The organism is Morganella sp. HMSC11D09, assembly GCF_001807955.1.
Lineage (GTDB): Bacteria > Pseudomonadota > Gammaproteobacteria > Enterobacterales > Enterobacteriaceae > Morganella > Morganella morganii.
Genome location: NZ_KV791719.1, coordinates 12,603 through 38,476, shown reverse-complemented (window position 1 = coordinate 38,476; position 25,874 = coordinate 12,603). Strand labels below are relative to the sequence as shown.

Sequence of the window (25,874 nt, the reverse complement as noted above, 5' to 3'; positions counted from 1 at the left end):
GGGTGTTGTAGCGAAAGTGATGGGTTAATTACGGATGTAATAATCCTAAAAAGGGCATCATTTGATGCCCTTTTTCTGCGTTGTTTTATGAAGAACCTATCTCATCACTAGTTGATCATCAACTACTGGTGAGATAGGCTCTCACGCAACGAATGGTGAGTATCTCGAAGAATACGAAACTCATGCTGGATTATGACGCCAAGTCAGATACAATTGCATCTGTCCCTAATTTTGGTCTGATTTGTTTTGCAACAGCGAGGCAGTCCGGCTGACTTTTTTATTTCATGGTTACAGGTTGGTTTATGAGTGCGAATAGCGAAGCTCAACAAAACGGCCGTGGTGCTGACATTGCCAAATGGTTAGTGGTCGCAGTTCTGCTGATCGCTGCTATCGGCGGTAACTACTACTTCCGCGAATTTAATCTCGCGCTGCGTGCGCTGGCAGTTGTTGTCGTCATCGCATTAGCCGGTGGTATTGCACTGTGGACAACGAAAGGCAAAGCGACACTGACTTTTGCCCGCGAAGCACGGGTTGAAATGCGTAAAGTGATCTGGCCTACACGTCAGGAAACACTGCATACAACACTGATCGTTGCGGCAGTCACAGCGGTTATGTCGTTAGTGTTATGGGGCCTTGATGGTATCCTTGTCCGTCTTGTTTCCTATATAACATCCTTCTGAGGTTCTAAAGATGTCGGATTCTCCTAAAAAACGTTGGTATGTCATCCAGGCTTTCTCCGGATTCGAGAGCCGGGTTGCGCAGTCTCTGCGTGAACATATCAAAATCAACGGGATGGAAGATTCATTTGGCGAAGTCATGGTGCCAACGGAAGAAGTCGTCGAGATCCGCAGCGGTCAGCGCCGCAAAAGTGAGCGCAAATTCTTCCCGGGCTATGTCCTGGTTCAGATGGCGATGAACGATGCATCCTGGCATCTGGTGCGTAACGTACCGCGTGTAATGGGATTCATCGGCGGAACATCCGATCGTCCTGCACCGATCAGCGATAAAGAAGTTGATGCGATTATGAACCGCCTGCAGCAGGTGGGTGATAAGCCGCGTCCGAAAACGCTGTTCGAGCCGGGCGAAATGGTCCGTGTTTCCGATGGTCCGTTTGCAGACTTTAACGGTGTTGTTGAAGAAGTCGACTACGAGAAGAGCCGCCTGAAGGTATCAGTCTCTATTTTTGGTCGTGCAACACCGGTCGAACTGGATTTCAGTCAGGTCGAAAAACCGTAACGGTTTTTTTTCCGGGCTTGCAAAGGGCGGGAAATTTATCTACAATTTCGCGCCTTTTGTTTTTCAGGGGTTCGCGTTTTCACGCGGGCCTGTATTCATAGGGGAGCCGGGATAACCGGCGCTATTACCCACATTGAGGATTTTTTAAATGGCTAAGAAAGTACAAGCCTATATCAAACTGCAGGTTGCAGCTGGTATGGCAAACCCAAGTCCACCGGTTGGTCCAGCACTGGGTCAGCAGGGTGTGAACATCATGGAATTCTGTAAAGCGTTTAACGCCAAAACAGACAGCATGGAAAAAGGTTTACCAATCCCGGTTGTTATCACCGTTTATGCTGACCGTTCTTTCACTTTCATCACTAAAACTCCGCCAGCGGCAGTTTTACTGAAGAAAGCTGCAGGTCTGAAATCTGGTTCCGGCAAACCGAACAAAGAGAAAGTAGGTAAAATTACTTCTGCTCAGGTTCGTGAGATTGCTGAGACTAAAGCAGTGGATATGACTGGTGCCGATGTAGAAGCTATGATGCGTTCTATCGAAGGTACTGCTCGTTCCATGGGCCTGGTAGTGGAGGGTTAATCGATGGCTAAACTGACCAAGCGCATGCGCAATATCCGTGAAAAAGTTGATGCTACCAAACTGTACGACATCAATGAAGCCGTAGCCCTGCTGAAAGAATTAGCGACTGCTAAATTCGTTGAAAGCGTTGACGTTGCCGTTAACCTGGGTATCGATGCACGTAAATCTGACCAAAACGTTCGCGGTGCAACTGTACTGCCAAACGGTACCGGTCGTTCTGTCCGCGTAGCTGTGTTCGCACAGGGCGCTAACGCTGAAGCTGCTAAAGCTGCAGGTGCAGAACTGGTTGGTATGGAAGACCTGGCTGACAAAATCAAAGCCGGCGAAATGGACTTCGACGTTGTTATCGCATCTCCGGATGCAATGCGCGTTGTTGGCCAATTAGGTCAGATCTTAGGCCCGCGCGGCCTGATGCCAAACCCGAAAGTGGGTACTGTAACGCCTAACGTTGCTGAAGCTGTGAACAACGCTAAAGCGGGTCAGGTTCGTTACCGTAACGACAAAAACGGGATCATCCACACCACTATCGGTAAAGTAGATTTCGACACTGATAAACTGAAAGAAAACCTGGAAGCTCTGCTGGTTGCGCTGAAAAAAGCAAAACCATCTTCAGCGAAAGGCGTGTACATCAAGAAAATCAGCCTGTCTACCACCATGGGTGCGGGTGTTGCAATCGACCAGTCTGGTCTGACTGCTGCTGCTTAATATCTGCGGATAGTAAGCGCTTTACATTGGGGTCAGGTTTCTGTAGAATCTGACGCCCAATGTTTGCTGTATTTGATTTAGTGAAATTATCACAGAATCAGGCACAGCCAGAATTTCGGTTGGAGCCCGGCCTTTTCCGGGCCCCGTCCAAGACCGCAGGTGTAAGTGATTACTTAATTTTCCTGCGTAGACGGTGACAGAGCCACAAGAATTTTATTCGAGTATTCTGCTCACCGTGTTTTAGCGCTCTCCACCTTCCGGTGCTGAGTGAAGTGAGTTCCGGGGTTGTATTACCCGGCTAAACCAGGAGCAAGAAGCTAATGGCATTAAATCTTCAAGACAAACAAGCGATTGTTGCTGAAGTCAGCGAAGTTGCCAAAGGTGCGCTGTCTGCAGTTGTCGCGGATTCCCGTGGTGTGACTGTAGATAAAATGACCGGTCTGCGTAAAGCATGTCGTGAAGCTGGCGTTACTGTACGTGTAGTACGTAACACCCTGCTGCGTCGTGCTGTTGAAGGTACCTCTTCTGAGTGCCTGAAAGACGTATTCGTCGGTCCTACCTTGATTGCATTTTCTCATGAACATCCGGGCGCTGCTGCTCGTCTGTTCAAAGAATTCGCGAAAGCGAACCCTGCATTCGAGATTAAAGCCGCAGCCTTTGAAGGTGAGTTAATTGCAGCGAAAGATATCGATCGCTTAGCAACACTCCCGACTTACGAAGAAGCAATCGCGCGCCTGATGGCAACCATGAAAGAAGCCTCTGCAGGCAAACTGGTTCGCACTCTGGCAGCGTTACGCGATCAGAAAGAAGCAGCTTAATTGCCCTTTCTTTTCTTCGTTGCTTTTTAACGTATAAACTTATTCTGAATTTTAGGAACATATCGTATGTCTATCACTAAAGAACAAATCCTGGACGCAGTTGCTGAAATGTCTGTAATGGACGTTGTTGAACTGATCACCATGATGGAAGAAAAATTCGGCGTTTCTGCTGCTGCTGCTGTAGCAGTTGCTGCGGGTCCTGCTGAAGCTGCTGAAGAGAAAACTGAGTTCGACGTTATTCTGAAAGCTGCAGGCGCTAACAAAGTTGCAGTAATCAAAGCTGTTCGCGGCGCAACTGGTCTGGGCCTGAAAGAAGCTAAAGACTTAGTTGAAAGCGCACCTGCTGCACTGAAAGAAGGTGTGAGCAAAGATGAAGCTGAAACTCTGAAAAAATCTCTGGAAGAAGCTGGCGCGGAAGTTGAAGTTAAATAAGCCACTTTTTGCAGTAGCAGCCTGAAAATGGCTGATGGCTGGTGACTTATTGGTCACCAGCCTTTTTGCGCTAATGCGTATGCGTGTGTTTCCGGGGTAACAGTTGTGTTATCTGACACCCGCAAACTCTCCGAATACTTTTTGCTATTGACGACTTAATATACTGTGTTTATGACTGCGATTCGCTCGGGTAGCTCGGTAGTCAGCAGCGCAATGAAATGATTTAAGAGTAATAGCAATGGGTATTAACAGAAAATGTTCAATTTTCTGTCCAAATTAGATAGTTGTAGCGACTGTCCGTCCGATACGGGCAGGCCGGGTCACTGATCAAGCGAGCTGAGGAACCCTATGGTTTACTCCTATACCGAGAAGAAACGTATTCGTAAGGATTTTGGTAAACGTCCGCAAGTGCTGGATGTACCTTATCTCCTTTCTATCCAGCTGGATTCATTCCAGAAATTCATTGAACTCGATCCGGACGGTCAGAACGGCCTGGAAGCCGCGTTCCGTTCCGTTTTCCCGATTCAGAGCTACAGTGGCAATGCTGAACTGCAATATGTCAGCTTCCGTCTGGGTGAGCCGGTATTTGACGTTAAAGAATGTCAGATCCGCGGCGTAACCTTTTCCGCACCACTGCGCGTAAAACTGCGTCTGGTTGTTTACGAGCGTGAAGCACCGGAAGGCACAGTTAAAGATATTAAAGAACAGGAAGTTTACATGGGCGAGATTCCGCTCATGACCGAAAACGGAACGTTCGTTATCAACGGTACTGAGCGTGTTATCGTTTCTCAGTTACACCGCAGCCCGGGCGTGTTCTTTGACAGTGACAAAGGTAAAACACACTCTTCCGGTAAAGTGCTGTATAACGCACGTATCATTCCTTACCGTGGTTCATGGCTGGATTTCGAGTTCGATCGAAAGACAACTTATTTGTCCGTATTGACCGCCGCCGTAAATTACCGGCTTCGATCATTCTGCGTGCGATGAATTTCAGCACCGAAGACATTCTGAACCTGTTCTTCGAAAAAACCACCTTTGAAATCCGCAATAATAAACTGACCATGACCCTCATTCCTGAGCGTCTGCGTGGTGAAACTGCGTCCTTCGATATCGAAGCGAACGGTAAAGTTTATATTGAGAAAGGCCGTCGTATCACTGCCCGTCATATCCGTCAGCTGGAAAAAGACGAAGTCAGCCAGATTGAAGTTCCTGTTGAATATATCGCAGGCAAAGTGGTTGCGCGTGATTACATCGATGAAGCGACCGGCGAATTAATCTGTGCGGCGAACATGGAAATGTCACTGGATCTGCTGGCGCGTCTGAGCCAGTCCGGTCACAAAACCATTGAAACCCTGTTCACCAACGACCTGGATCACGGCGCCTACATGTCAGAAACCCTGCGTGTGGATCCGACCAACGATCGTTTAAGCGCACTGGTAGAAATCTACCGCATGATGCGCCCTGGTGAGCCGCCAACCCGCGAAGCTGCTGAAAACCTGTTCGAGAACCTGTTCTTCTCTGAAGATCGTTATGATCTGTCTGCGGTCGGCCGCATGAAGTTCAACCGTTCACTGGGTCGTGATGACTCTGACGGTACCGGGATTCTGAGCCAGCAGGACATTACTGATGTCATGAAGAAACTGATCGACATCCGTAACGGCCGCGGTGAAGTGGACGATATCGACCACTTAGGTAACCGTCGTATCCGTTCTGTCGGTGAAATGGCAGAGAACCAGTTCCGTGTGGGTCTGGTCCGTGTTGAGCGTGCAGTGAAAGAGCGTCTGTCTCTGGGTGATCTGGATAACCTGATGCCTCAGGATATGATCAACGCCAAGCCGATTTCTGCTGCGGTTAAAGAGTTCTTTGGTTCCAGCCAGCTGTCCCAGTTTATGGACCAGAACAACCCGCTGTCAGAAATTACGCACAAACGCCGTATCTCAGCATTAGGCCCGGGTGGTCTGACCCGTGAACGTGCCGGCTTCGAAGTCCGAGACGTTCACCCGACTCACTACGGTCGCGTATGTCCTATCGAGACCCCTGAAGGTCCGAACATCGGTCTGATTAACTCCTTATCTGTTTATGCACAGACTAACGAATATGGTTTCCTGGAAACCCCGTACCGTTTAGTGCGTGACGATGTTGTTACCGATGAAATTCATTACCTGTCTGCAATCGAAGAAGGTAACTTCATCATTGCACAGGCAAACACCGTATTAGATGACGACGGCCACTTCGTTGATGAACTGATCACCTGCCGTAACAAAGGTGAATCCAGCTTATTCAGCCGTGATCAGGTTCAGTACATGGACGTTTCCACCCAGCAGGTGGTTTCTGTCGGTGCATCCCTGATCCCGTTCCTGGAACACGATGACGCCAACCGTGCATTGATGGGTGCGAACATGCAACGTCAGGCGGTTCCGACTCTGCGCGCTGACAAGCCACTGGTTGGTACCGGTATGGAACGTGCGGTAGCAGTTGACTCCGGTGTTACAGCCGTAGCCAAACGCGGCGGTACTGTTCAGTACGTTGACGCATCACGTATCGTTATCAAGGTAAATGAAGATGAAATGTATGCCGGCGAAGCGGGCATCGACATCTACAGCCTGACCAAATATACCCGTTCTAACCAGAACACCTGTATCAACCAGACTCCTTGCGTATCGCTGGGTGAGCCGGTTGAGCGCGGTGACGTGCTGGCTGATGGTCCGTCAACTGACCTCGGCGAACTGGCACTGGGTCAGAACATGCGTGTGGCATTTATGCCATGGAACGGTTACAACTTCGAAGACTCCATCCTCGTGTCCGAGCGTGTTGTTCAGGAAGACCGTTTCACCACTATCCACATCCAGGAACTGGCTTGTGTGTCCCGTGACACCAAACTGGGGCCTGAAGAGATCACTGCGGACATCCCTAACGTGGGTGAAGCGGCTCTCTCCAAACTGGATGAATCCGGTATCGTGTATATCGGTGCGGAAGTGAAAGGCGGCGACATTCTGGTCGGTAAAGTGACACCGAAAGGTGAAACACAGTTAACCCCGGAAGAGAAACTGCTGCGTGCTATCTTCGGTGAAAAAGCGTCAGACGTGAAAGATTCATCTCTGCGCGTACCGAATGGTGTTTCCGGTACTGTTATCGACGTCCAGGTCTTTACCCGCGATGGCGTGGAAAAAGACAAGCGTGCTCTCGAAATCGAAGAGATGCAGCTGCGTGACGCGAAGAAAGACCTGACCGAAGAGCTCCAGATTCTGGAAGCCGGTCTGTTCAGCCGTATCCGTTCCGTTCTGATCAACGGCGGTATGGAAGCTGACAAACTGGACAAACTGCCGCGCGAGCGCTGGTTAGAACTGGCTCTGACTGATGAAGAGAAACAGAATCAGTTAGAACAGCTGGCAGAACAGTATGACGAACTGAAATCTGAGTTCGCCAAGAAACTGGAAGCGAAACGCCGCAAAATCACCCAGGGCGATGATCTGGCACCGGGCGTGCTGAAAATCGTTAAAGTGTATCTGGCTGTTAAACGTCAGATCCAGCCTGGTGATAAAATGGCGGGTCGTCACGGTAACAAAGGGGTTATCTCAAAAATTAACCCTATCGAAGATATGCCATACGATGAAAAAGGTAACCCTGTTGACATCGTACTGAACCCGCTGGGCGTACCATCGCGTATGAACATCGGTCAGATTCTGGAAACCCACCTGGGTATGGCTGCGAAAGGCATCGGTGACAAAATCAACCAGATGATCAAAGAGCAGCAGGAAGTCGCGAAATTACGTGAATTCATCCAGAAAGCCTATGACCTGGGTAACGACCCGCGTCAGAAAGTGGATCTGAACACCTTCAGTGATGAAGAAGTTCTGCGTCTGGCGGACAACCTGAAAAAAGGTATGCCGACAGCAACACCAGTATTCGATGGTGCAAAAGAGCAGGAAATCAAAGCATTACTGACCCTGGGTGGCTTACCGACTTCCGGTCAGATCACACTGTTTGATGGTCGTACCGGCGAGCAGTTCGAGCGTCAGGTTACCGTCGGCTATATGTACATGCTGAAACTGAACCACCTGGTTGATGACAAGATGCATGCGCGTTCTACCGGTTCTTACAGCCTGGTTACCCAGCAGCCGCTGGGTGGTAAGGCACAGTTCGGTGGTCAGCGCTTCGGGGAGATGGAAGTGTGGGCACTGGAAGCATACGGTGCCGCTTACACCCTCCAGGAGATGCTGACTGTGAAATCGGATGACGTTAACGGTCGTACGAAGATGTATAAAAACATCGTCGACGGCAGTCATCAGATGGAGCCGGGAATGCCGGAATCTTTCAACGTATTGCTGAAAGAAATCCGTTCCCTCGGTATCAATATCGAGCTGGAAGACGAGTAATTACCGTTGTGGCTGCCCGTGGTACACGGGCAGCACCAGTAAATCTGGTTTAAGGGACAAACAGACGACCGTTTGTCTCACAGGTCTAACTCCGACAGGAGCCATTTCGTGAAAGACTTATTAAAGTTTCTGAAAGCGCAAACCAAGACCGAAGAGTTTGATGCGATCAAAATTGGTCTGGCCTCACCTGACATGATTCGTTCATGGTCATTTGGTGAAGTGAAAAAGCCGGAAACCATTAACTACCGTACGTTCAAACCTGAGCGTGACGGGCTTTTCTGTGCGCGTATCTTCGGGCCGGTAAAAGATTACGAATGTTTGTGCGGTAAGTACAAACGTCTGAAACACCGTGGTGTGATTTGTGAGAAGTGTGGTGTTGAAGTGACTCAGACTAAAGTGCGCCGTGAGCGCATGGGTCACATCGAACTGGCATCACCGACCGCACACATCTGGTTCCTGAAATCACTGCCGTCCCGTATCGGCCTGCTGCTGGATATGCCGCTGCGTGATATCGAACGTGTTCTGTACTTTGAATCTTATGTTGTTGTTGAAGGCGGGATGACCAGCCTTGAGCGCAGCCAGATTCTGACAGAAGAACAGTATCTCGACGCTCTGGAAGAGTTCGGTGATGAATTCGACGCGAAAATGGGTGCGGAAGCCATCCAGGCATTGCTGAAAGCAATGGATCTGGAACAGGAAGTCGAAAACCTGCGCGAAGAACTGAATGAAACCAATTCAGAAACCAAACGTAAGAAACTGACCAAGCGCATCAAGCTGCTGGAAGCCTTCATTCAGTCCGGTAACAAACCTGAGTGGATGATCCTGACAGTGCTGCCGGTGTTACCACCGGATCTGCGTCCGTTAGTTCCGCTCGACGGTGGTCGCTTTGCGACTTCAGATCTGAACGATCTGTACCGTCGTGTGATCAACCGTAACAACCGTCTGAAACGCCTGCTGGATCTGGCTGCACCTGACATCATCGTACGTAACGAAAAACGTATGCTGCAGGAAGCCGTGGATGCGCTGCTGGATAACGGCCGTCGTGGTCGTGCAATTACCGGCTCTAACAAGCGTCCGCTGAAATCTCTGGCAGACATGATCAAAGGTAAACAGGGTCGTTTCCGTCAGAACCTGCTCGGTAAGCGTGTTGACTATTCCGGTCGTTCTGTAATCACCGTAGGTCCATACCTGCGTCTGCATCAGTGCGGTCTGCCTAAGAAAATGGCACTGGAACTGTTCAAACCGTTCATCTACGGCAAGCTGGAACTGCGTGGTCTCGCAACCACCATTAAAGCAGCCAAGAAAATGGTTGAGCGCGAAGAAGCGGTCGTATGGGATATCCTGGATGAAGTTATCCGTGAGCACCCGGTTCTCCTGAACCGTGCACCGACACTTCACCGTCTGGGTATTCAGGCGTTTGAACCAATCCTTATCGAAGGTAAAGCTATCCAGCTGCACCCGCTCGTTTGTGCGGCATATAACGCCGACTTCGATGGTGACCAGATGGCGGTTCACGTTCCTCTGACCCTGGAAGCTCAGCTCGAAGCCCGTGCCCTGATGATGTCCACCAACAACATCCTGTCACCGGCAAGCGGCGATCCGATTATCGTACCTTCTCAGGACGTTGTTCTGGGCCTGTACTACATGACCCGTGACTGTGTTAACGCCAAAGGCGAAGGCATGGTACTGAACGGTTCAACTGAAGCTGAGCGTGTATACCGCGCCGGTCATGCGTCTCTGCATGCCCGTGTGAAAGTCCGTATCACTGAAGAAGTGAAAGACGGCGAAGGTAATATCACCAAGCGTACCAGCATGATTGATACCACTGTCGGCCGTGCCATCTTATGGCGTATCGTTCCGCGTGGTCTGCCTTACTCACTGGTTAACCAGCCGCTGGGTAAAAAAGCAATCTCCAAAATGCTGAACACCTGTTACCGTATTCTGGGTCTGAAGCCGACCGTTATCTTTGCTGACCAGATCATGTACACCGGTTTTGCCTACGCTGCCCGTTCAGGTGCATCCGTTGGTATCGATGACATGGTTATTCCGGAGAAAAAAGCCGGGATCATCGCGGAAGCCGAAGCGGAAGTGGCAGAAATCCAGGAGCAGTTCCAGTCTGGTCTGGTTACCGCCGGCGAACGTTATAACAAAGTTATCGATATCTGGGCCGCGGCCAACGAACGTGTTGCCAAGGCGATGATGGAAAACCTGTCTGTTGAAACCGTGGTTAACCGCGACGGCGAAGAAGAACAGCAGGTTTCTTTCAACAGTATCTTTATGATGGCCGACTCCGGTGCGCGTGGTTCTGCTGCACAGATTCGTCAGCTGGCCGGTATGCGTGGTCTGATGGCGAAACCGGATGGTTCCATCATCGAAACGCCAATCACCGCGAACTTCCGTGAAGGTCTTGACGTACTCCAGTACTTCATCTCAACCCACGGTGCACGTAAAGGTCTGGCGGATACCGCACTGAAAACAGCAAACTCCGGTTACCTGACCCGTCGTCTGGTTGACGTGGCGCAAGACCTCGTCATCACTGAAGATGACTGTGGTACGCACGAAGGTATCGTCATGACCCCGGTTATCGAGGGTGGTGATGTTAAAGAACCTCTGCGCGACCGCGTATTAGGCCGTGTGGCTGCTGAAGATATTCTGAAGCCGGGTACTGCGGATATTCTTATCCCGCGTAACACCCTGCTGCACGAAAAACAGTGTGACCTGTTAGAAGAAAACTCAGTCGACAGCGTGAAAGTCCGCTCTGTGGTTAGTTGCGAAACTGACTTCGGTGTTTGTGCGAAATGCTACGGCCGTGACCTGGCGCGTGGTCACATCATCAACGCCGGTGAGGCGGTGGGTGTTATCGCGGCACAGTCAATCGGTGAACCGGGTACACAGCTGACGATGCGTACGTTCCACATCGGTGGTGCGGCATCCCGTGCTGCTGCGGAATCCAGCATTCAGGTCCGTAACAAGGGTACACTGAAACTGTTCAACGCGAAGTTCATCATGAACTCTGCGGGCAAACTGGTTATCACGTCCCGTAACACAGAGCTGCGTCTGATCGACGAATTCGGCCGTACCAAAGAGAGCTACAAAGTACCTTACGGTGCCCAGCTCTCCAAAGGTGACGGTGAAGCCGTCAACGGCGGTGAAACTGTCGCTAACTGGGATCCGCATACCATGCCGGTTGTCAGTGAAGTGTCCGGTATCATCCGCTTTACCGACATGCACGACGGCCAGACCATTACCCGTCAGACTGATGAATTAACCGGTCTGTCCTCACTGGTTGTTCTGGATTCTGCAGAACGTACCACCAGTGCGAAAGAAATGCGTCCGGCACTGAAAATTGTCGATGCACAGGGTAACGATGTTCTGATCCCGAACACTGATATGCCTGCCGCGTACTTCTTACCGGGTAAAGCGATTGTTCAGCTGGATGACGGCGTGGCAATCACCGCCGGTGACACGCTGGCACGTATCCCGCAGGAATCTGTCGGTACCAAGGATATTACCGGTGGTCTGCCGCGCGTTGCGGATCTGTTCGAAGCGCGTCGTCCGAAAGAGCCTGCGATCCTGGCTGAAATCAGCGGTATCATCTCGTTCGGTAAAGAGACCAAAGGTAAGCGTCGTCTGGTGATCACACCAATCGACGGCAGCGATCCTTACGAAGAGATGATTCCGAAATGGCGTCAGCTCAACGTGTTCGAAGGTGAAATGGTTGAACGTGGTGACGTCGTATCTGATGGTCCGGAATCACCGCACGATATCCTGCGTCTGCGCGGCGTGAATGCCGTTGCACGTTATATCGCGAACGAAGTCCAGGAAGTTTACCGCTTACAGGGCGTTAAGATTAACGATAAACACATCGAAGTTATCGTTCGTCAGATGCTGCGTAAAGTCACCATCACCTCTGCGGGAAGCTCTGAGTTCCTCGAAGGTGAGCAGGTTGAATATGCACGCGTGAAAGTGGCAAACCGTCTGCTGGAGCAGGAAGGCAAAATCCCTGCAACCTTCGAACGTGATCTGCTGGGTATCACCAAAGCGTCTCTGGCAACAGAGTCCTTTATCTCTGCGGCATCGTTCCAGGAGACCACACGCGTTCTGACCGAAGCGGCCGTTGCGGGTAAACGCGACGAACTGCGCGGTCTGAAAGAGAACGTCATTGTGGGTCGCCTGATCCCGGCCGGTACCGGTTTCGCGTACCACCAGGATCGTATCCGCCGCCGTCACCTGGCAGAAACTGCCGAGGCAGCACCACAGCAGGTCAGCGCTGATGAAGCAACAGCTAACTTAGCTGAGCTTCTGAACGCCGGCTTCGGTGGCAGCAAAGAGTAAGTGATACAGCAATGTAACTGACTGAACAGCCCTCCTTTTTTAAGGAGGGCTTTTTTGTGCAGTACAGCAGGTAAACGGGCATATTATGCGCAACGTATTGTTTATTTTTATGATTTTATTTTCTGTCGCCGGTGTCAGCCGGGCGGCGGAAGTGCCTTCTGATTCTCAGGAATGGTTACTGAAAGATGAACCGCCGGTTTTGATTCAGGTAAAAGAACCGCAGGTGATTTTTGCTCCGGTGGCCGGTGTGATGCAGGGGGTTGCGGAACTGAACCCGTCACACGGTTTTTATATTTATCCGATGAAGGGCGAATTCCGTGAATTACAGTTTGGTAATGATCGCGGTTTTATCGGCAGCGAACAGCTGTCAGATAAAAAACCTAAAGTCGTGCCGCCGCTGGATACACTGAATGAACTCAATAATCCGATTTATGATTATCTGATAACCATCAGCAACACCAATGTGTTTGGCTCGCCGGATGAATCTAAATCCCCTGTTGCCACCCTGTTTGGTGATCTGCGTTATCCGGTGCTGGCCAAAATGGTCAGGGAAAACCGGGAAGGTGAAAAAATTGTCTGGCTGACTATCCGCCTGGCGGACAGACTGGCGTACATCCGCCTGTCAGATGTGGAACTGGACAAAGGGATTCCGATCCTGACGTATCATCATATCCTGAAAGACAGTGAAAACAGGAATTTCCGTCATACCTCGACCACCACATCCGTTGAAGCCTTTAAGGCGCAGATGGATTATCTGAAGCAGGCCGGTTACCGGACGATTTCCCTTGATGATGTGGCCGGTTATCTGGCGAAGGAAAATAACCTGCCGGGTAAAGTGGTGGCGCTGACGTTCGACGATGGCCTGAAATCGGTTTACCGCTATGCATATCCGATCCTGAAGCAGAATGATCAGAAAGCCACACTGTTTGTGATTTCCTCGCGGGTGAAATCAAAACCGCAGAAATGGGCACCGGACGGATTGCAGTTTATGTGCTGGCCGGAGCTGATGCAGTCACGGGATGTGTTTGATATTCAGTCACATACGCATTTCTTACATCGACTGGATAACCGCAAAAACCCGATTATTTTCAGCCGCAAGGAGCACACGATCCTGCTGGATTACCAGCGCTCACAGCGCGTGCTGGCGAAACTGAACCCTGAACAGCATTACCTGGCATATCCATTCGGGGCATACAACCAGGATGCGATGGATGCAGCACAGCAGGCCGGTATGACGATGGCCGTCACCACCATTCAGGGGAAAGTCCGCCTCGGCGATAATCCGTATGCGCTGAAACGCCTGTATGCACTGCGCACCGACCCGATTGAGAAATTTGCCACCATGATTGGTAACAGTGGTCCGGAAGTGGTGAATAAGGATATTGTTGTCGACAGATAATCCCGTTTTTATATAACAACTCACGGCCTGATAATAACGATTATCAGGCCGTTTTTTTTGCGGGTACATTATGAAATCAGAAATTGCAGTTCATAAGGGGCGGATTCATAACTGACCAGGTTATCTTCAAATTCATTGGCGATAACCATCCGTGGTTTTTCTTTTCCGTGGAAATAACGTTTCACCATTTCAGCATCGATATTTTCACTGAGATAATGACAGATACAGCAAAGATAAAACCCGGCCGGTAAACACACCAGGTTAGGAGAATCAAAATCCGGTTTCTCTTTCAGGTAAATCAGGTATTTCGACGGATAAAAGGTTTGCTCAATAATGTTTTGATAATCCAGCACATAGGCATACTGCCGCAGATAATCGAGGGACTGATTTTCCGGTCTGGCTTTCATTTCAGCCAGCCGCAGTTCCATTTTTGAAATCGGGCGATCTGCCGGATAACAGGGAACAAACAGACACCAGCGTTCCGGTAATTCGGTAGTATAAAAAGCTCCGTTGCGCGGTTTATTATCAGTGAAGGTAAAGTAATCCAGATACCAGTCCAGTGTTTCAATGGTTTTTTTTAATTCTGCCATCTGCTGTAATTTGCGGGATTTTTCCTGAATTAAATATTCGGTTAATTTATTTTTATCACCACTTTCCATAATGGTTTTAATATCACTCAGATTCATATTCATCTTCTGAAGATATTTAATTCTGTCGATATAATGAAACTGTTCAAATGTATAATAACGGTATCCGTTTTCATTATCCGTATAACCGGGTTTGAGAATGGATTTTTTATCATAAAAACGCAGTGTCTGCGTTGAAACGCCTAATAGTGCGGCAGTTTCCCCGATAGTAAAATATTTCTTCATGATTGCTGCCTGTAAAATAATTACTTTTATTTAAATTATCAGATTTAAAATTAACATACTATTTTCCGGGGAAATAATTTTGTGATTATCTTCTCATAACCTGAATTACGGATTTAACCTTATTCCAGCTATAAGGTTTAGGGTGTGCGCATTGTTATTTATTGTTAAAAAAGCAGGATAAAAAATGAAAGAATGCACACAGCTATTGTATTCAGGGGAAATGAATTTACCGGGTCATATTCATCCGGATGCGCCCGCTATTTTTCCGGCCACCGCCTATGCCATGCAGGATACACAGCACTATTTTGCTGTCAGCAGCGGCAATGGCGAGTATCAGTATAACCGTACCGCAAACCCGAACCGGGACAGCTTATCTGCCGCGATTTCACTGATGGAAGACGGTGAAGTCTCTGCCGTTATGGCCTCCGGGATGGCAGCAATCTCCGCAACATTGCTGAGCCTGCTCAGACAGGGCGACCATCTTGTCGTGAATGAGGCTATTTACGGCGAAACCATCGAACTGATTGATTTAATTCTGGTTCCGTTGGGGGTAACAGTAACCTATGCGGATTTTCTGTCGCCGGAGTCGGTACAGGCCGCCATCCGGCCGGAAACGGTGATGTTGTATACCGAAATTATCAGCAACCCGCTGATTAAAGTGGTCGATATCGATGCCATTGCCGCTATCAGCCGGGCGAATGATTGCCTGCTGGTGGTGGATAATACCTTTTCAACCCCGTTTGTCATCAAACCCTTACAGCACGGCGCGGACATCGTGATCCACAGCCTGACCAAATTTTTCGGCGGCCACAGTGATTTAACTGCCGGTTCGGTGACCTGCTCACAGGTACTGATGCAGAAAATTGAGCTGAAAGCCCGTCTGTTGGGGGGATGCAGTGATCCTTATACGGCCTGGCTATGTCTGCGCAGCATCCGGACAATGGAAATGCGGTTATCGCGCCAGATGGAAAATGCACAGCATATTGCAGAAGCACTCAGCGGTGACCCGCGTGTGGCTCAGGTGAATTATCCGGGCCTGGCGTCACATCCTCAGCATGATTTAGCGAAATCCCTGTTTCTGCAGGGCTGCGGCCCGATGCTCAGTTTCCGTGTCGCTGATGACCAGACAAAAGTCGATGCTTTTATCCGCCGTTTAAATCTTATTACCTATCTGGGCACGCTGGGTGGGTTCCGCACCTCTCTGGCGCATCCGGCAACCGCATTCCGCACTGAATTTACACCGCAGCAACTGATTGATTTCGGTATGCATGAAGGGCTTATCCGTATTTCTGCCGGATGCGAAGCTGCCGAAGATTTAATTGCTGATATTACTCAGGCACTTGATGTGTTTAATTAAACCGGATACTCATTATGGACACGATTCTTAATATTATTAATCAGTTTTCAGATTTTATCTGGACTTATCCGATGCCGGTTTTATTAGTCAGTCTTGGTATCTGGCTGACCATTAAATTCCGGTTTAAATACCAGCTGAATTTTCGTTTTAATATTAAAAATACCTACGGCGGGTTGTTTAAGAAAAAAAATGCCGGTGAACAAATTCAGGGGGCGGGCTCAGTATCCAGTTTTGCCGCCGCCTGTACCGCGCTGGCGAATACCGTGGGTATCGGCAGTATCGGCGGGGTGGCAACCGCGATTACGATGGGCGGGCCGGGCGCGATATTCTGGCTCTGGTTTTCTGCTTTTTTCGGAATTGCGACCAAAGCCTGTGAAATTATTCTCGGCCAGCGTTACCGCGTCAAATATGAAAAATCGATGGATGAGTATGTCTGTGACCGCTCATTTGTGATGGAACATGCTCTGGGCTGGAAAAAAGGTGCGGTTGCATTGTCGGTATGCTGTTTTATGCTCGGGCCGTGGACTTGTCTGGTACAGAGTGAATCCGCGACGTCCTCTATCGAAGAAGCGTTTAATGTCGACAGTTACCTGACATTGCTGGTGATGGTTATTTTTATTGCCAGTGTCATTATCGGCGGATTAAAAGGTATTTCCTCCAAAATGGAAAGTGTGGTGCCGAAACTGGCGATCACCTATCTGACCGTTGCCGTTATTCTGCTGGTGATGAATTATGATCAGATCCTGCCTGCATTTGCGCTGATTTTTAAATCGGCCTTTTCACCGGCTGCCGGTGTCGGCGGATTTGCCGGAGCAACTGTGATGGAAGCCATCCGTTTCGGGATCGCCAGGGGGATTTATTCCAATGACGCCGGAACCGGCTACGGTATTGTGGCACATGCGGCAGCAACAACCGATCACCCGATCCGCCAGTCCAGCTGGGGTTTCGGCGAGGTTTTCCTGACCATTATTATCTGTACTGTTACCGCGCTGGCTATTCTGACCACTAACGTGTGGGTGGATTACGCCGGCATTACCTCATCACGCCTGACCACGCTGGCATTTAAAGTGACATACGGTGATGCGGGCAGCTGGTTTATGGCGATATTTATCACCCTGCTGGCCTGTACCACGACCATCGGTATGTATTTTACCTGTGAGAAAGCGGTGAACTTTTTCTTCGGGGATACCAGAGCCAATAAAATCGCGAAGAATTTGTACCGGGTTTATTACCTGGCGCCGATTGTGTTATTCACTAACCTTCAGGCCGATATTTTGTGGGCGCTGACCGATATTCTGAGTGCGGTCTATGTGCTGATCACCATGACATTAATACTGAGCCGGCGGAAAGAGATTTTCCGGTTATTTAATGATTTCTGGGATCGCTATATTCCGGCGAAAAATGCCGGACAGGATGTGCCGCCGGTGACTTACTGTAAGCGGATAGAATAAAAAAATCAGGCCGGTATTCACCGGCCTTTCTTACATTATCTTCCCAGATATTTATCCCAGTCCTTCCAGACCGGCTGAAGACCGGCGGCGAGCAGGGCATCCGCGACCTGCTGCGGCGAGCGGTTGTCATGCGGGCTGAACTGCTCCAGTTCCGGATCATCCTCTTCGGCATAGCCGCCGGGCTGAGTGCGGGAACCGGCGCTGACCTGGTTTATCGCCACCGGCACCATATGATCACGGAAATACGGTGATTCGCGGGTGGAGAGAGACAGCTCAATATCCGGTGCGAACAGGCGGAATGCACAGATAAGCTGCACCAGCTCCGTTTCATTCATCAGGGATTCCGGCTCAATACCGCCTGCACACGGGCGCAGGCGCGGGAAAGAGATGGAATAACGGGTTTTCCAGTAGCGCTGGCGCAGATAGTGCAGATGTTCCGCGACCATGTAGCAGTCTGTCCGCCACTGACCGGACAGGCCGATCAGCGCGCCGAGCCCGATCTTGCTGATCCCGGCCTGACCAAGGCGATCCGGGGTTTGCAGCCGCCAGTGAAAATCCTGTTTTTTCCCTTTCAGATGGTGCCGCTGATAGGTGCTCTCATGGTAGGTTTCCTGATACACCATCACGCCGTCCAGCCCCAGCGTGCGCAGTTCGGCGTATTCCTCTGTCGCCATCGGCTGCACTTCCATCATCATGGTACTGAAATAATCACGGATCAGCGGGAAGGTTTCGCGGAAGTAGTCCATTCCCACTTTGCGCTGATGTTCGCCGGTGACCAGCAGCAGGCTGTCAAAGCCGAGGGCTTTTATTGCCTTACATTCGCTATGGATTTCTGCCGGTGTCAGGGTCTTGCGCTTAATGTGGTTGCTCATGGAGAAGCCACAGTAAGTACAGTCGTTGGCACACAGGTTAGAGAGATAGAGCGGGACATACATCCCGACGACATGGCCGAAACGCTGCCGGGTCAGAGTCTGTGCTTTCTGCGCCATCACTTCGAGATACGGCCGGGCAGCCGGGGAGATCAGTGCCATAAAATCCGTGGTGGTCAGCGTGTCTGCACTCAGCGCCCGTTCGACATCCCGCGTGGTTTTGCTGTTGAGCTGTAAGGTGAGATCATCCCAGTCCAGCTGCTGCCAGCGGTCACTGAAGGTTTTTTCACTCATCACAATGCTCCCAGGAATGAGGTCAGCGGGCTGGATGCCGATGCCTGCAACTGCTTCGGCGCCAGCTCTGCCTCCCGCGCCAGCAGCCCGGCCTCAATGGCCAGACGGAACGCTTTTGCCATGGTGACCGGTGAGCGGGCAACGGCCATCGCGGTATTAACCAGCACGGCATCTGCACCCAGTTCTATCGCCTCGAGGGCGTGGCTGGGTGCGCCGATCCCGGCATCAATCACTACCGGAACCGTTGCCTGTTCAATAATAATGCGCAGCATATCGCGGGTCTGTAATCCCTGATTGGAGCCGATAGGTGCACCCAGCGGCATAACGGCGGCGCATCCGGCCTCCTGCAACCGGCGGCATAGTACCGGGTCCGCACTGCAGTAAGGCAGGACAACAAACCCCTCTTTCACCAGTATTTCTGCCGCAGCCAGGGTTTCAACCGGGTCCGGCAGCAGATAACGGGCATCGGGGTGGATCTCCAGTTTGATCCAGTTGGTGCCGAGCGCCTCCCGCGCCAGTTGTGCGGCAAACACCGCTTCCCGGGCATTGTTTGCACCGGAAGTATTCGGCAGCAGTTTAATACCGAGTTCACGGAGCGGGGCAAGGATATCATCGTGTCCCTGAGAAAGGTCGATACGCTTCATCGCCATGGTGACTAACTGGCTGCCGGAGGCGGCAATCGCCTCCTGCATCACCCGGCTGCTGGTATATTTCCCGGTGCCGGTAAATAAATGGGATGTAAATGTGGTATCTGCAATCGTCAGCATCATTAACCTCCTGCGATAGCCTGAAAAAGTAAAATCTGATCGCCGTCGCGGACAACGTGTTCTGACCAGCAGCCACGGACAACAATGGCCTGGTTTACCGCGACAGCAATACCCGCCACGGGACGGCCGAGAAATGCCAGCAGTTCACTGACGGTAATGGGAGAATCAATATCCATCACCTCGTCATTCACCGTTATGCGCATGCGGCTGCCTCCTGACACACCGGGCACTCTGCCGCCCGCCGGAGCTGTAATGTGCTCCAGCTTTGCTGTCTGCCGTCGAAAAGGCGTAATTTCCCGTTCAGCGGGGAAGACAATCCGGCCAGCAGTTTGATCGCTTCCAGCGCCTGGAGTGTGCCGATCACCCCGACAACCGGGCCGAGCACACCGGCAGTGCGGCAGTTGCGTTCCGGAATGATATCGTCCGGATAGAGGCAGCAGTAACAGCCGTGCTCAAACGGGGGCTGCAGTACCAGAAGCTGTCCGCTGAAACCAACCGCACTGCCGCTGACCAGGGTTTTTTGCTGCGTGACACAGGCGGCGTTGATGGCATGGCGGGTGGCCATGTTGTCGGTACAATCGAGGACAATATCTGCTGTTTGTACAATGTGTTGCAGCGTTTCCCGGGTCTGACGTTCGGTGATCACATTGAGTGTCAGGGCCGGGTTCAGCGCCCACAGACGTGCTGCCGCAGTGCGGGCTTTATTGTCCGGCACATCGGCTTCGGTATATAAAATCTGGCGCTGGAGGTTGGAGAGATGCACTTCATCATCATCAATCAGGGTCAGCTCACCGACTCCGGCGGCGGCCAGATACAGCGCCGCAGGGGATCCCAGCCCGCCGAGGCCGGTGATCACCGCATGAGACTGTTTGAGTTTCAGCTGACCTTCCGGGCCGATATCCTCCAGCAGCAGCTGGCGGCTGTAGCGCATAAAATCATGATCATTCAGCATGGTTTACCTCCTGATATTCAGCGGCTTCCCCGGTCAGTGTCATCAGCTGCCGGGTGGCAGCCTGCCAGTCAGCGGCTTTGATGATGGCGCTGACCACCGCAATACTGCCGACCCCGGTGGTGGCCACGGCAGGGGCGCGTTCAAGGGAAATACCGCCGATGGCGACCAGCGGGAAATCCGGCGTGGCTGCAACCTGGCGGGCTAAGTTTTCCAGTCCCTGCGGGGAAGAGGGCATGATTTTGGTTTGTGTCGGAAAAATATGCCCCAGCGCGATATAGGATGGATGCAGCGCTTTGGCACGCAGCAACTCGTTGTCATCGTGGGTGGAAATCCCGAGGCGCAGTCCGGCCTGCTGAATTGCCCGCAAGTCAGCAATATCCAGATCTTCCTGGCCGAGATGCACACCGTACGCACCGTGCTTTATGGCAGAACGCCAGTAATCATTGATAAACAGCCGTGCCTGATACTGTTTTCCCAGCGCAACAGCGGTGCGGATCTGCTCATCCACCTGTGCATCGGTTTTGTCTTTGATGCGCAGCTGGATTGTCTGCACACCGGATGCCAGCAGCCGCTCAATCCACATCAGTGAGTCCACCACCGGATACAGCCCTAATTTGTGTTCCGTCCGGGCAAACGGCGCGTCAGGCAGATTCATCGATACGCTCCTCTGCGCTGTGATACAGCTCGCTGCCTTTGGCGCGGAAGGCGTCAGACATCTCTTCCATCCCGGCGGCGTAGTCGCGGACTTCCTGTGAGATTTTCATTGAGCAGAATTTCGGCCCGCACATTGAACAGAAATGTGCGACTTTGCCGGATGCCTGCGGCAGGGTTTCATCGTGGTAAGTCCGGGCGGTTTCCGGGTCCAGCGCCAGATTGAACTGATCTTCCCAGCGAAATTCAAAACGTGCTTTTGACATCGCGTTATCGCGGATTTGGGCTCCCGGATGTCCTTTGGCGAGATCGGCGGCGTGTGCGGCGATTTTATAGGTGATAAGTCCTTGTTTAACATCTTCTTTATTCGGTAATCCGAGATGCTCTTTCGGTGTCACATAACAGAGCATCGCGCAGCCGAACCAGCCGATCAGTGCCGCGCCGATGCCGGATGTAAAGTGGTCATAACCCGGTGCGATATCGGTGGTCAGCGGCCCCAGGGTGTAGAACGGCGCTTCATGGCAGTGCTCCAGTTCTTCGGTCATGTTTTTGCGGATCATCTGCATCGGCACATGGCCCGGGCCTTCAATCATCACCTGCACATCATATTCCCACGCGATTTTGGTCAGCTCGCCGAGAGTATGCAGTTCAGCGAACTGGGCTTCGTCGTTGGCATCCTGAATAGAGCCCGGACGCAGACCATCACCGAGCGACAGCGCCACATCATACGCCGCGCAGATTTCACAGATGTCACGGAAGTGCTGATAGAGGAAGTTTTCCTGATGATGGGACAGACACCATTTCGCCATAATCGAGCCGCCGCGTGACACAATGCCGGTCAGGCGTTTTGCCGTCATCGGCACATAACGCAGCAGGACACCGGCGTGAATGGTGAAGTAATCCACCCCTTGTTCCGCCTGCTCCAGCAGGGTATCGCGGAACATCTCCCAGGTCAGATCCTCGGCCACACCGTTCACTTTCTCGAGTGCCTGATACACCGGCACAGTACCGATAGGCACCGGGCTGTTACGCAGGATCCACTCGCGGGTTTCGTGGATATAGCGGCCGGTGGAGAGATCCATCACCGTATCCGCGCCCCAGCGGGTGGACCAGACCAGTTTCTCCACTTCTTCCTCAATGGAGGAGGTGACAGAGGAGTTGCCGATATTGGCATTCACTTTTACCAGGAAATTGCGGCCGATAATCATCGGCTCGGATTCCGGGTGGTTGATATTGGACGGGATAATGGCGCGTCCGGCAGCGACTTCATCGCGGACAAACTCCGGGGTGATGTTATCCGGCAGATTGGCACCGAAATGCTGTCCCGGATGCTGTTGCAGCAGAACTTCGCCCCGGATGCGTTCACGCCCCATATTTTCGCGGATGGCGATAAACTCCATCTCCGGGGTGACAATCCCTTTCCGGGCATAATGCAGTTGTGTCACGCATTTTCCGGTTTTGGCTTTCAGCGGTGCCGGGCGGTTTGGATAGCGCAGATGGTCAAGGCCGTTATCAGCCAGCCGGTCACGGGTAAAATCAGAACTTAGTTGTGTCACCGCTTCGGTATCACCCCGCTCTGCAACCCATTGCTCACGCAGACGGGCAAGACCGGTACGGACATCCAGTTTCACCTGCGGGTCGCCGTACGGCCCGGCGGTATCATAAACCGGCACCGGCTCATTCTCTTCATACTGCGGATTGGCTTTATCACCGCCGATCAGGGTCGGGGACAGGGCAATTTCCCGCATCGGCACCCGGATATCCGGGCGCGAGCCGGTGAGATAAATACGGGAGGAGTTCGGGAAATTTACCCCTTTCAGGGTGCTGATATATTCCTCTGCCGCGTCGCGCTGCTCACGGCGGGTACGGGCTTTGGACGGGGCGGCGGTTTCCGCGCCCGGGGAGAGATCAGTGGTATCAATACGTTGTTCACGGGACATAGCAAATTCCTTACAGTGAAACCGGCAACGCCGGAAGAAAAAGTGAGAAATTGCTTGTCTGGAGGTGCGTCAGGAGTAATGCGTGATAACCGGCTGCTGATAAAACCCGCATTGCGGCGGCTGAAAACAGCGGTTAAAAAAGGAAAGATTACTCTTGTTCCCTTCGCGGGTACTAACCCGATCAGGTTCCGCGGATCCCGAATTAACGGTCTCAGCCCGATTTATCACAGAGATAAATACTGGGCACTCCGACAAGAAAGATTTCAGTATAAGAAGCTGCCCGGAAACTACAACCTTTTTATAACATCATTTATTCACCAGAAGCGTTTCCGATCATCCTCCCTGATATTCAGTGGTTACACCGCAGCAGCTGACTATAAAAAAAATTAAATTAAAACTGATAATTTCCGGTCAGTTGCCGATGTTTTCTGTCGGCGTGCCTTATTACGGCATATTAAGAAAAAATATTTGGTTATTTATTGGCCTTATTGACTGCTTTCTGCATCAGGAAAAAAAATGAATCTTAAAAATACGACGATTCGTGTCAGGTTATCTGTCACATTTGGTGTTCTGATCGCCATTCTGGCGCTGGTTTCCGGAATGGCAGTGATGAACCTGTATAAAGACAAAGAGATGTTCACGAATTACGTTAACGGGACATATGCACTTCAGGTTCAGGCCTATGAAGTCCGCCATGCGACGGAAGAGCGGGCTATCATGCTGCGGGATATGATCAATGCGACTGATAAGAAAGATAAAACAGAAGAACTGAACCGTTTTAAAGAAGAGGACGGGAAAGTCAGTAAAAGAACGCAGACATTGCTGGATATGGTCAATGAGTTCGGTATGGATCCGCAGGGGCGGGCGTTGCTTGATAAGATGATAGCGGATGAAAAACACTATGCCGCCGTGACCCGGGAAGTGCTTGAACTCGATCAGCAGGGACGTCATGAGGAAGCGATTGCGAAAATGATGGATGCTGAGTATGCGGCATCGGATGCCTATATCCTGTCATTCCGTGCCAGCCGCGATCACGGTACTGAAACCGGTAATCAGCTTATTCAGGAATTTAATACGAATTATGAGCGTCAGAGCAACATTATTCTGGTGTTTGCACTGCTGGCGTTAACGCTGGCGATTGTTTCCGGGATGATGATTATCCGCAATCTGACACGCTCTCTGGGCGCCGAACCCGCCCAACTGAAAGAAGTGGCTGAACGGGTGGCCTCCGGTGATCTGTCGCCGTCCGATGAAATTCATCCGGTTCCGGACGGGAGTGTGCTGAGTACCCTGAAAGCGATGCAGAGGAATCTGGCCGGTATCGTCGGCACAGTGCGTAATAACAGTGACAGCATTGTGACCGGCACAATGCAGATAACCAGCGGTAATGCTGATCTGAGCCAGCGTACTGAATCCCAGGCCAGCAGTCTGCAGCAGACCGCAGCATCAATGGAACAGTTGTCTGCTACAGTGAAAAGCAGTGCGGAGATTGCGGCAAAAGCGAATATGATGGCTGCGGAAGCATCCGAAACCGCCCGTCACGGTGGTGAGAAAGTGGATCTGGTTATTCATGCCATGCAGGATATCTCAAACTCTTCCCGCACAATCACTGACATTATCGGTGTGATTGATTCCATCGCATTCCAGACCAATATCCTTGCACTGAACGCGGCGGTGGAAGCCGCCCGCGCCGGTGAACACGGACGCGGTTTTGCTGTGGTATCCGGCGAAGTCCGGACACTGGCGCAGCGGAGTGCACAGGCTGCCGGTGAAATAAAAAATCTGATTAATACCAGTGTTGAGCAGGTGGATGCCGGCAGTAAACTGGTGGCAGAAGCCGGTGAGTCGATGCAGGTGATTGTCACTCAGACACAGGGTGTCAGCCAGATGATTGACGAGCTGACACTGGCGGCAAATGAGCAGTCTCAGGGCATTTCGCAGGTCGGGATTGCTGTACAGCAGATTGATGAAGTCACACAGCAGAATGCTGCGCTGGTGGTTGAAAATGCGGCGGCTGCGGAAAGCCTGCATCAGCAGGCGGGGCAGCTCATGCAGGTTATGACACAGTTCAGACTGGGGAGCAGCGCCGCCTGATCCGGCTGATATCCGCTGCCGTACCTCCGGCAGCGGGTATCATATTTATCAGTGACGGGCAGGAGGATCAGCTGTTTACTGGGTTTAATGACCACGTCAGCTGCATCCACCCCTGCTTTTCTGCTTCTGCCTTCAATACCGGGTCAGCGTTGACCGTCAGCACATCCGTGGCGTAGCGGCACAGGGGTAAATCGTTGGCGGAATCGGTATAAAAAATCGTACGTTCCGGTAAAAACTGACGAATATCCAGAAAGTTAGCCAGTTTTTCCACTTTCCCTTCCCGGAAGGTGGTGATCCCCTGCAATGCACCGGTGTAGTGATCATCCCGGACTTCCAGTTCGATACCAAACGCCAGATTCACACCCAGCATCTTCGCCACCGGTTTGACAATAAAATCGGCGGTGGCAGAAATGATGATCACCGGCACGCCGTGTTCTTTATAAAACGCGAGGGTTTTGACCGCATCCGGGTAGACCAGCGGGCGCACTTTGCTTTCGGTAAAATCAGCTACCCATTCATCAATCTGTGCAACGGTGGCATTGCCTAAGGCCTTAAGGCTGAAGGCCATATACGCGGCCATATCCAGCTTACCGGCGCTGTAATCCGCCATCATCTGCTTATCTGCGGCAAGAAAGGCCGGATCAGTGATAATGCCTTTTTCCCACAGGTAGTCTGTCCATAACAGGCTGCTGTCTGCAGCGATTAAGGTGTGATCGAGGTCGAAAACCGCTAATGTTGACATGACGTTC

The 25,874-nt window shown here is 51.4% G+C and carries 19 protein-coding genes, 1 pseudogene and 1 riboswitch; of the genes and pseudogenes, 12 read left to right on the top strand and 8 right to left on the bottom strand.

Annotated features, from left to right (window positions below; all coding sequences use genetic code 11):
* The first annotated feature begins 302 nt into the window (after positions 1-302).
* The 9 genes and pseudogenes from secE to HMPREF3119_RS18465 all read left to right on the top strand — a co-directional run bounded on the left by secE (position 303) and on the right by HMPREF3119_RS18465 (position 13,878).
* Entirely contained in the window at positions 303-680 is a 378-nt protein-coding gene (gene secE, locus HMPREF3119_RS18505; RefSeq protein WP_004238482.1) for a preprotein translocase subunit SecE, read from the top strand.
* A gap of 10 nt (positions 681-690) precedes the next feature.
* Complete coding sequence (nusG, locus tag HMPREF3119_RS18500) at positions 691-1,236, top strand: transcription termination/antitermination protein NusG (protein WP_004238483.1); 546 nt, start codon at positions 691-693, stop codon at positions 1,234-1,236.
* A gap of 148 nt (positions 1,237-1,384) precedes the next feature.
* Entirely contained in the window at positions 1,385-1,813 is a 429-nt protein-coding gene (rplK, locus tag HMPREF3119_RS18495) for a 50S ribosomal protein L11 (RefSeq protein WP_070580526.1), read from the top strand.
* 3 nt (positions 1,814-1,816) lie between these two features.
* A complete protein-coding gene (rplA, locus tag HMPREF3119_RS18490) occupies positions 1,817-2,518 on the top strand; it encodes a 50S ribosomal protein L1 (RefSeq protein ID WP_004238485.1) in 702 nt (233 codons plus the stop codon).
* 320 nt (positions 2,519-2,838) lie between these two features.
* A complete protein-coding gene (rplJ, locus tag HMPREF3119_RS18485; RefSeq protein WP_004242307.1) occupies positions 2,839-3,336 on the top strand; it encodes a 50S ribosomal protein L10 in 498 nt (165 codons plus the stop codon).
* A gap of 66 nt (positions 3,337-3,402) precedes the next feature.
* Positions 3,403-3,768, top strand: coding sequence for a 50S ribosomal protein L7/L12 (rplL, locus tag HMPREF3119_RS18480; protein WP_004242306.1), 366 nt, complete (start codon positions 3,403-3,405; stop codon positions 3,766-3,768).
* Positions 3,769-4,116: 348 nt separating this feature from the next.
* Positions 4,117-8,144: pseudogene (gene rpoB / locus HMPREF3119_RS18475) on the top strand (DNA-directed RNA polymerase subunit beta).
* Between the two features lie 108 nt (positions 8,145-8,252).
* On the top strand, positions 8,253-12,479 hold the full coding sequence (gene rpoC, locus HMPREF3119_RS18470; RefSeq protein WP_004242303.1) for a DNA-directed RNA polymerase subunit beta': 4,227 nt from the start codon (positions 8,253-8,255) through the stop codon (positions 12,477-12,479).
* A gap of 85 nt (positions 12,480-12,564) precedes the next feature.
* On the top strand, positions 12,565-13,878 hold the full coding sequence (locus tag HMPREF3119_RS18465; protein ID WP_004242302.1) for a polysaccharide deacetylase family protein: 1,314 nt from the start codon (positions 12,565-12,567) through the stop codon (positions 13,876-13,878).
* Positions 13,879-13,946: 68 nt separating this feature from the next.
* Here the strand turns inward: HMPREF3119_RS18465 and HMPREF3119_RS18460 are convergent, their stop codons facing one another.
* Positions 13,947-14,750 (bottom strand): MerR family transcriptional regulator, encoded by an 804-nt coding sequence (locus HMPREF3119_RS18460; RefSeq protein WP_004904083.1) that lies wholly within the window; start codon positions 14,748-14,750, stop codon positions 13,947-13,949.
* A 184-nt stretch (positions 14,751-14,934) separates the two neighbouring features.
* Between HMPREF3119_RS18460 and HMPREF3119_RS18455 the strand changes: the two genes are divergently transcribed.
* Together HMPREF3119_RS18455 and HMPREF3119_RS18450 are read left to right on the top strand one after the other, a co-directional pair.
* A complete protein-coding gene (locus HMPREF3119_RS18455) occupies positions 14,935-16,107 on the top strand; it encodes a trans-sulfuration enzyme family protein (protein WP_064483548.1) in 1,173 nt (390 codons plus the stop codon).
* Between the two features lie 14 nt (positions 16,108-16,121).
* On the top strand, positions 16,122-17,558 hold the full coding sequence (locus tag HMPREF3119_RS18450) for an alanine/glycine:cation symporter family protein (protein WP_004242299.1): 1,437 nt from the start codon (positions 16,122-16,124) through the stop codon (positions 17,556-17,558).
* Between the two features lie 35 nt (positions 17,559-17,593).
* Here HMPREF3119_RS18450 and thiH read toward each other — a convergent pair whose 3' ends face one another.
* The 6 genes from thiH to thiC are packed head-to-tail and all read right to left on the bottom strand — an operon-like array spanning position 17,594 to position 23,031.
* The gene (thiH, locus tag HMPREF3119_RS18445) at positions 17,594-18,721 is read right to left on the bottom strand and encodes a 2-iminoacetate synthase ThiH (protein WP_004904088.1); all 1,128 of its coding nucleotides are present in this window, start codon (positions 18,719-18,721) and stop codon (positions 17,594-17,596) included.
* Complete coding sequence (locus tag HMPREF3119_RS18440) at positions 18,721-19,488, bottom strand: thiazole synthase (RefSeq protein ID WP_036413549.1); 768 nt, start codon at positions 19,486-19,488, stop codon at positions 18,721-18,723. Before HMPREF3119_RS18440 ends, thiH begins: the two co-directional genes overlap by 1 nt.
* Positions 19,489-19,490: 2 nt before the next feature.
* On the bottom strand, positions 19,491-19,691 hold the full coding sequence (thiS, locus tag HMPREF3119_RS18435) for a sulfur carrier protein ThiS (protein ID WP_036413552.1): 201 nt from the start codon (positions 19,689-19,691) through the stop codon (positions 19,491-19,493).
* On the bottom strand, positions 19,682-20,440 hold the full coding sequence (locus tag HMPREF3119_RS18430) for a HesA/MoeB/ThiF family protein (protein WP_070580524.1): 759 nt from the start codon (positions 20,438-20,440) through the stop codon (positions 19,682-19,684). Before HMPREF3119_RS18430 ends, thiS begins: the two co-directional genes overlap by 10 nt.
* Entirely contained in the window at positions 20,430-21,095 is a 666-nt protein-coding gene (gene thiE, locus HMPREF3119_RS18425; protein WP_070580522.1) for a thiamine phosphate synthase, read from the bottom strand. The genes HMPREF3119_RS18430 and thiE overlap by 11 nt, the downstream gene beginning before the upstream one ends.
* Entirely contained in the window at positions 21,082-23,031 is a 1,950-nt protein-coding gene (gene thiC, locus HMPREF3119_RS18420; protein ID WP_036419167.1) for a phosphomethylpyrimidine synthase ThiC, read from the bottom strand. Before thiC ends, thiE begins: the two co-directional genes overlap by 14 nt.
* Before the next feature lie 141 nt (positions 23,032-23,172).
* Positions 23,173-23,292: riboswitch (TPP riboswitch) on the bottom strand.
* Between the two features lie 255 nt (positions 23,293-23,547).
* Between thiC and HMPREF3119_RS18415 the strand changes: the two genes are divergently transcribed.
* Positions 23,548-25,125, top strand: coding sequence for a methyl-accepting chemotaxis protein (locus HMPREF3119_RS18415; protein WP_036419169.1), 1,578 nt, complete (start codon positions 23,548-23,550; stop codon positions 25,123-25,125).
* 67 nt (positions 25,126-25,192) lie between these two features.
* On the opposite strand, the gene HMPREF3119_RS18410 is transcribed toward HMPREF3119_RS18415, so the two are convergent.
* Positions 25,193-25,867, bottom strand: a complete 675-nt coding sequence (locus tag HMPREF3119_RS18410) for an HAD family hydrolase (protein ID WP_004904101.1) — start codon at positions 25,865-25,867, stop codon at positions 25,193-25,195.
* Positions 25,868-25,874 lie beyond the last annotated feature (7 nt).

What these genes read in the sequence shown, in the direction of transcription:
- secE (WP_004238482.1), top strand. Translation starts at nt 303, where the DNA reads ATGAGTGCGAATAGCGAAGCTCAACAAAACGGCCGTGGTGCTGACATT.
- nusG (WP_004238483.1), top strand. Translation starts at nt 691, where the DNA reads ATGTCGGATTCTCCTAAAAAACGTTGGTATGTCATCCAGGCTTTCTCC.
- rplK (WP_070580526.1), top strand. Translation starts at nt 1,385, where the DNA reads ATGGCTAAGAAAGTACAAGCCTATATCAAACTGCAGGTTGCAGCTGGT.
- rplA (WP_004238485.1), top strand. Translation starts at nt 1,817, where the DNA reads ATGGCTAAACTGACCAAGCGCATGCGCAATATCCGTGAAAAAGTTGAT.
- rplJ (WP_004242307.1), top strand. Translation starts at nt 2,839, where the DNA reads ATGGCATTAAATCTTCAAGACAAACAAGCGATTGTTGCTGAAGTCAGC.
- rplL (WP_004242306.1), top strand. Translation starts at nt 3,403, where the DNA reads ATGTCTATCACTAAAGAACAAATCCTGGACGCAGTTGCTGAAATGTCT.
- HMPREF3119_RS18465 (WP_004242302.1), top strand. Translation starts at nt 12,565, where the DNA reads ATGCGCAACGTATTGTTTATTTTTATGATTTTATTTTCTGTCGCCGGT.
- HMPREF3119_RS18460 (WP_004904083.1), bottom strand. Translation starts at nt 14,750, where the DNA reads ATGAAGAAATATTTTACTATCGGGGAAACTGCCGCACTATTAGGCGTT.
- HMPREF3119_RS18455 (WP_064483548.1), top strand. Translation starts at nt 14,935, where the DNA reads ATGAAAGAATGCACACAGCTATTGTATTCAGGGGAAATGAATTTACCG.
- HMPREF3119_RS18450 (WP_004242299.1), top strand. Translation starts at nt 16,122, where the DNA reads ATGGACACGATTCTTAATATTATTAATCAGTTTTCAGATTTTATCTGG.
- thiH (WP_004904088.1), bottom strand. Translation starts at nt 18,721, where the DNA reads ATGAGTGAAAAAACCTTCAGTGACCGCTGGCAGCAGCTGGACTGGGAT.
- HMPREF3119_RS18440 (WP_036413549.1), bottom strand. Translation starts at nt 19,488, where the DNA reads ATGCTGACGATTGCAGATACCACATTTACATCCCATTTATTTACCGGC.
- thiS (WP_036413552.1), bottom strand. Translation starts at nt 19,691, where the DNA reads ATGCGCATAACGGTGAATGACGAGGTGATGGATATTGATTCTCCCATT.
- HMPREF3119_RS18430 (WP_070580524.1), bottom strand. Translation starts at nt 20,440, where the DNA reads ATGCTGAATGATCATGATTTTATGCGCTACAGCCGCCAGCTGCTGCTG.
- thiE (WP_070580522.1), bottom strand. Translation starts at nt 21,095, where the DNA reads ATGAATCTGCCTGACGCGCCGTTTGCCCGGACGGAACACAAATTAGGG.
- thiC (WP_036419167.1), bottom strand. Translation starts at nt 23,031, where the DNA reads ATGTCCCGTGAACAACGTATTGATACCACTGATCTCTCCCCGGGCGCG.
- HMPREF3119_RS18415 (WP_036419169.1), top strand. Translation starts at nt 23,548, where the DNA reads ATGAATCTTAAAAATACGACGATTCGTGTCAGGTTATCTGTCACATTT.
- HMPREF3119_RS18410 (WP_004904101.1), bottom strand. Translation starts at nt 25,867, where the DNA reads ATGTCAACATTAGCGGTTTTCGACCTCGATCACACCTTAATCGCTGCA.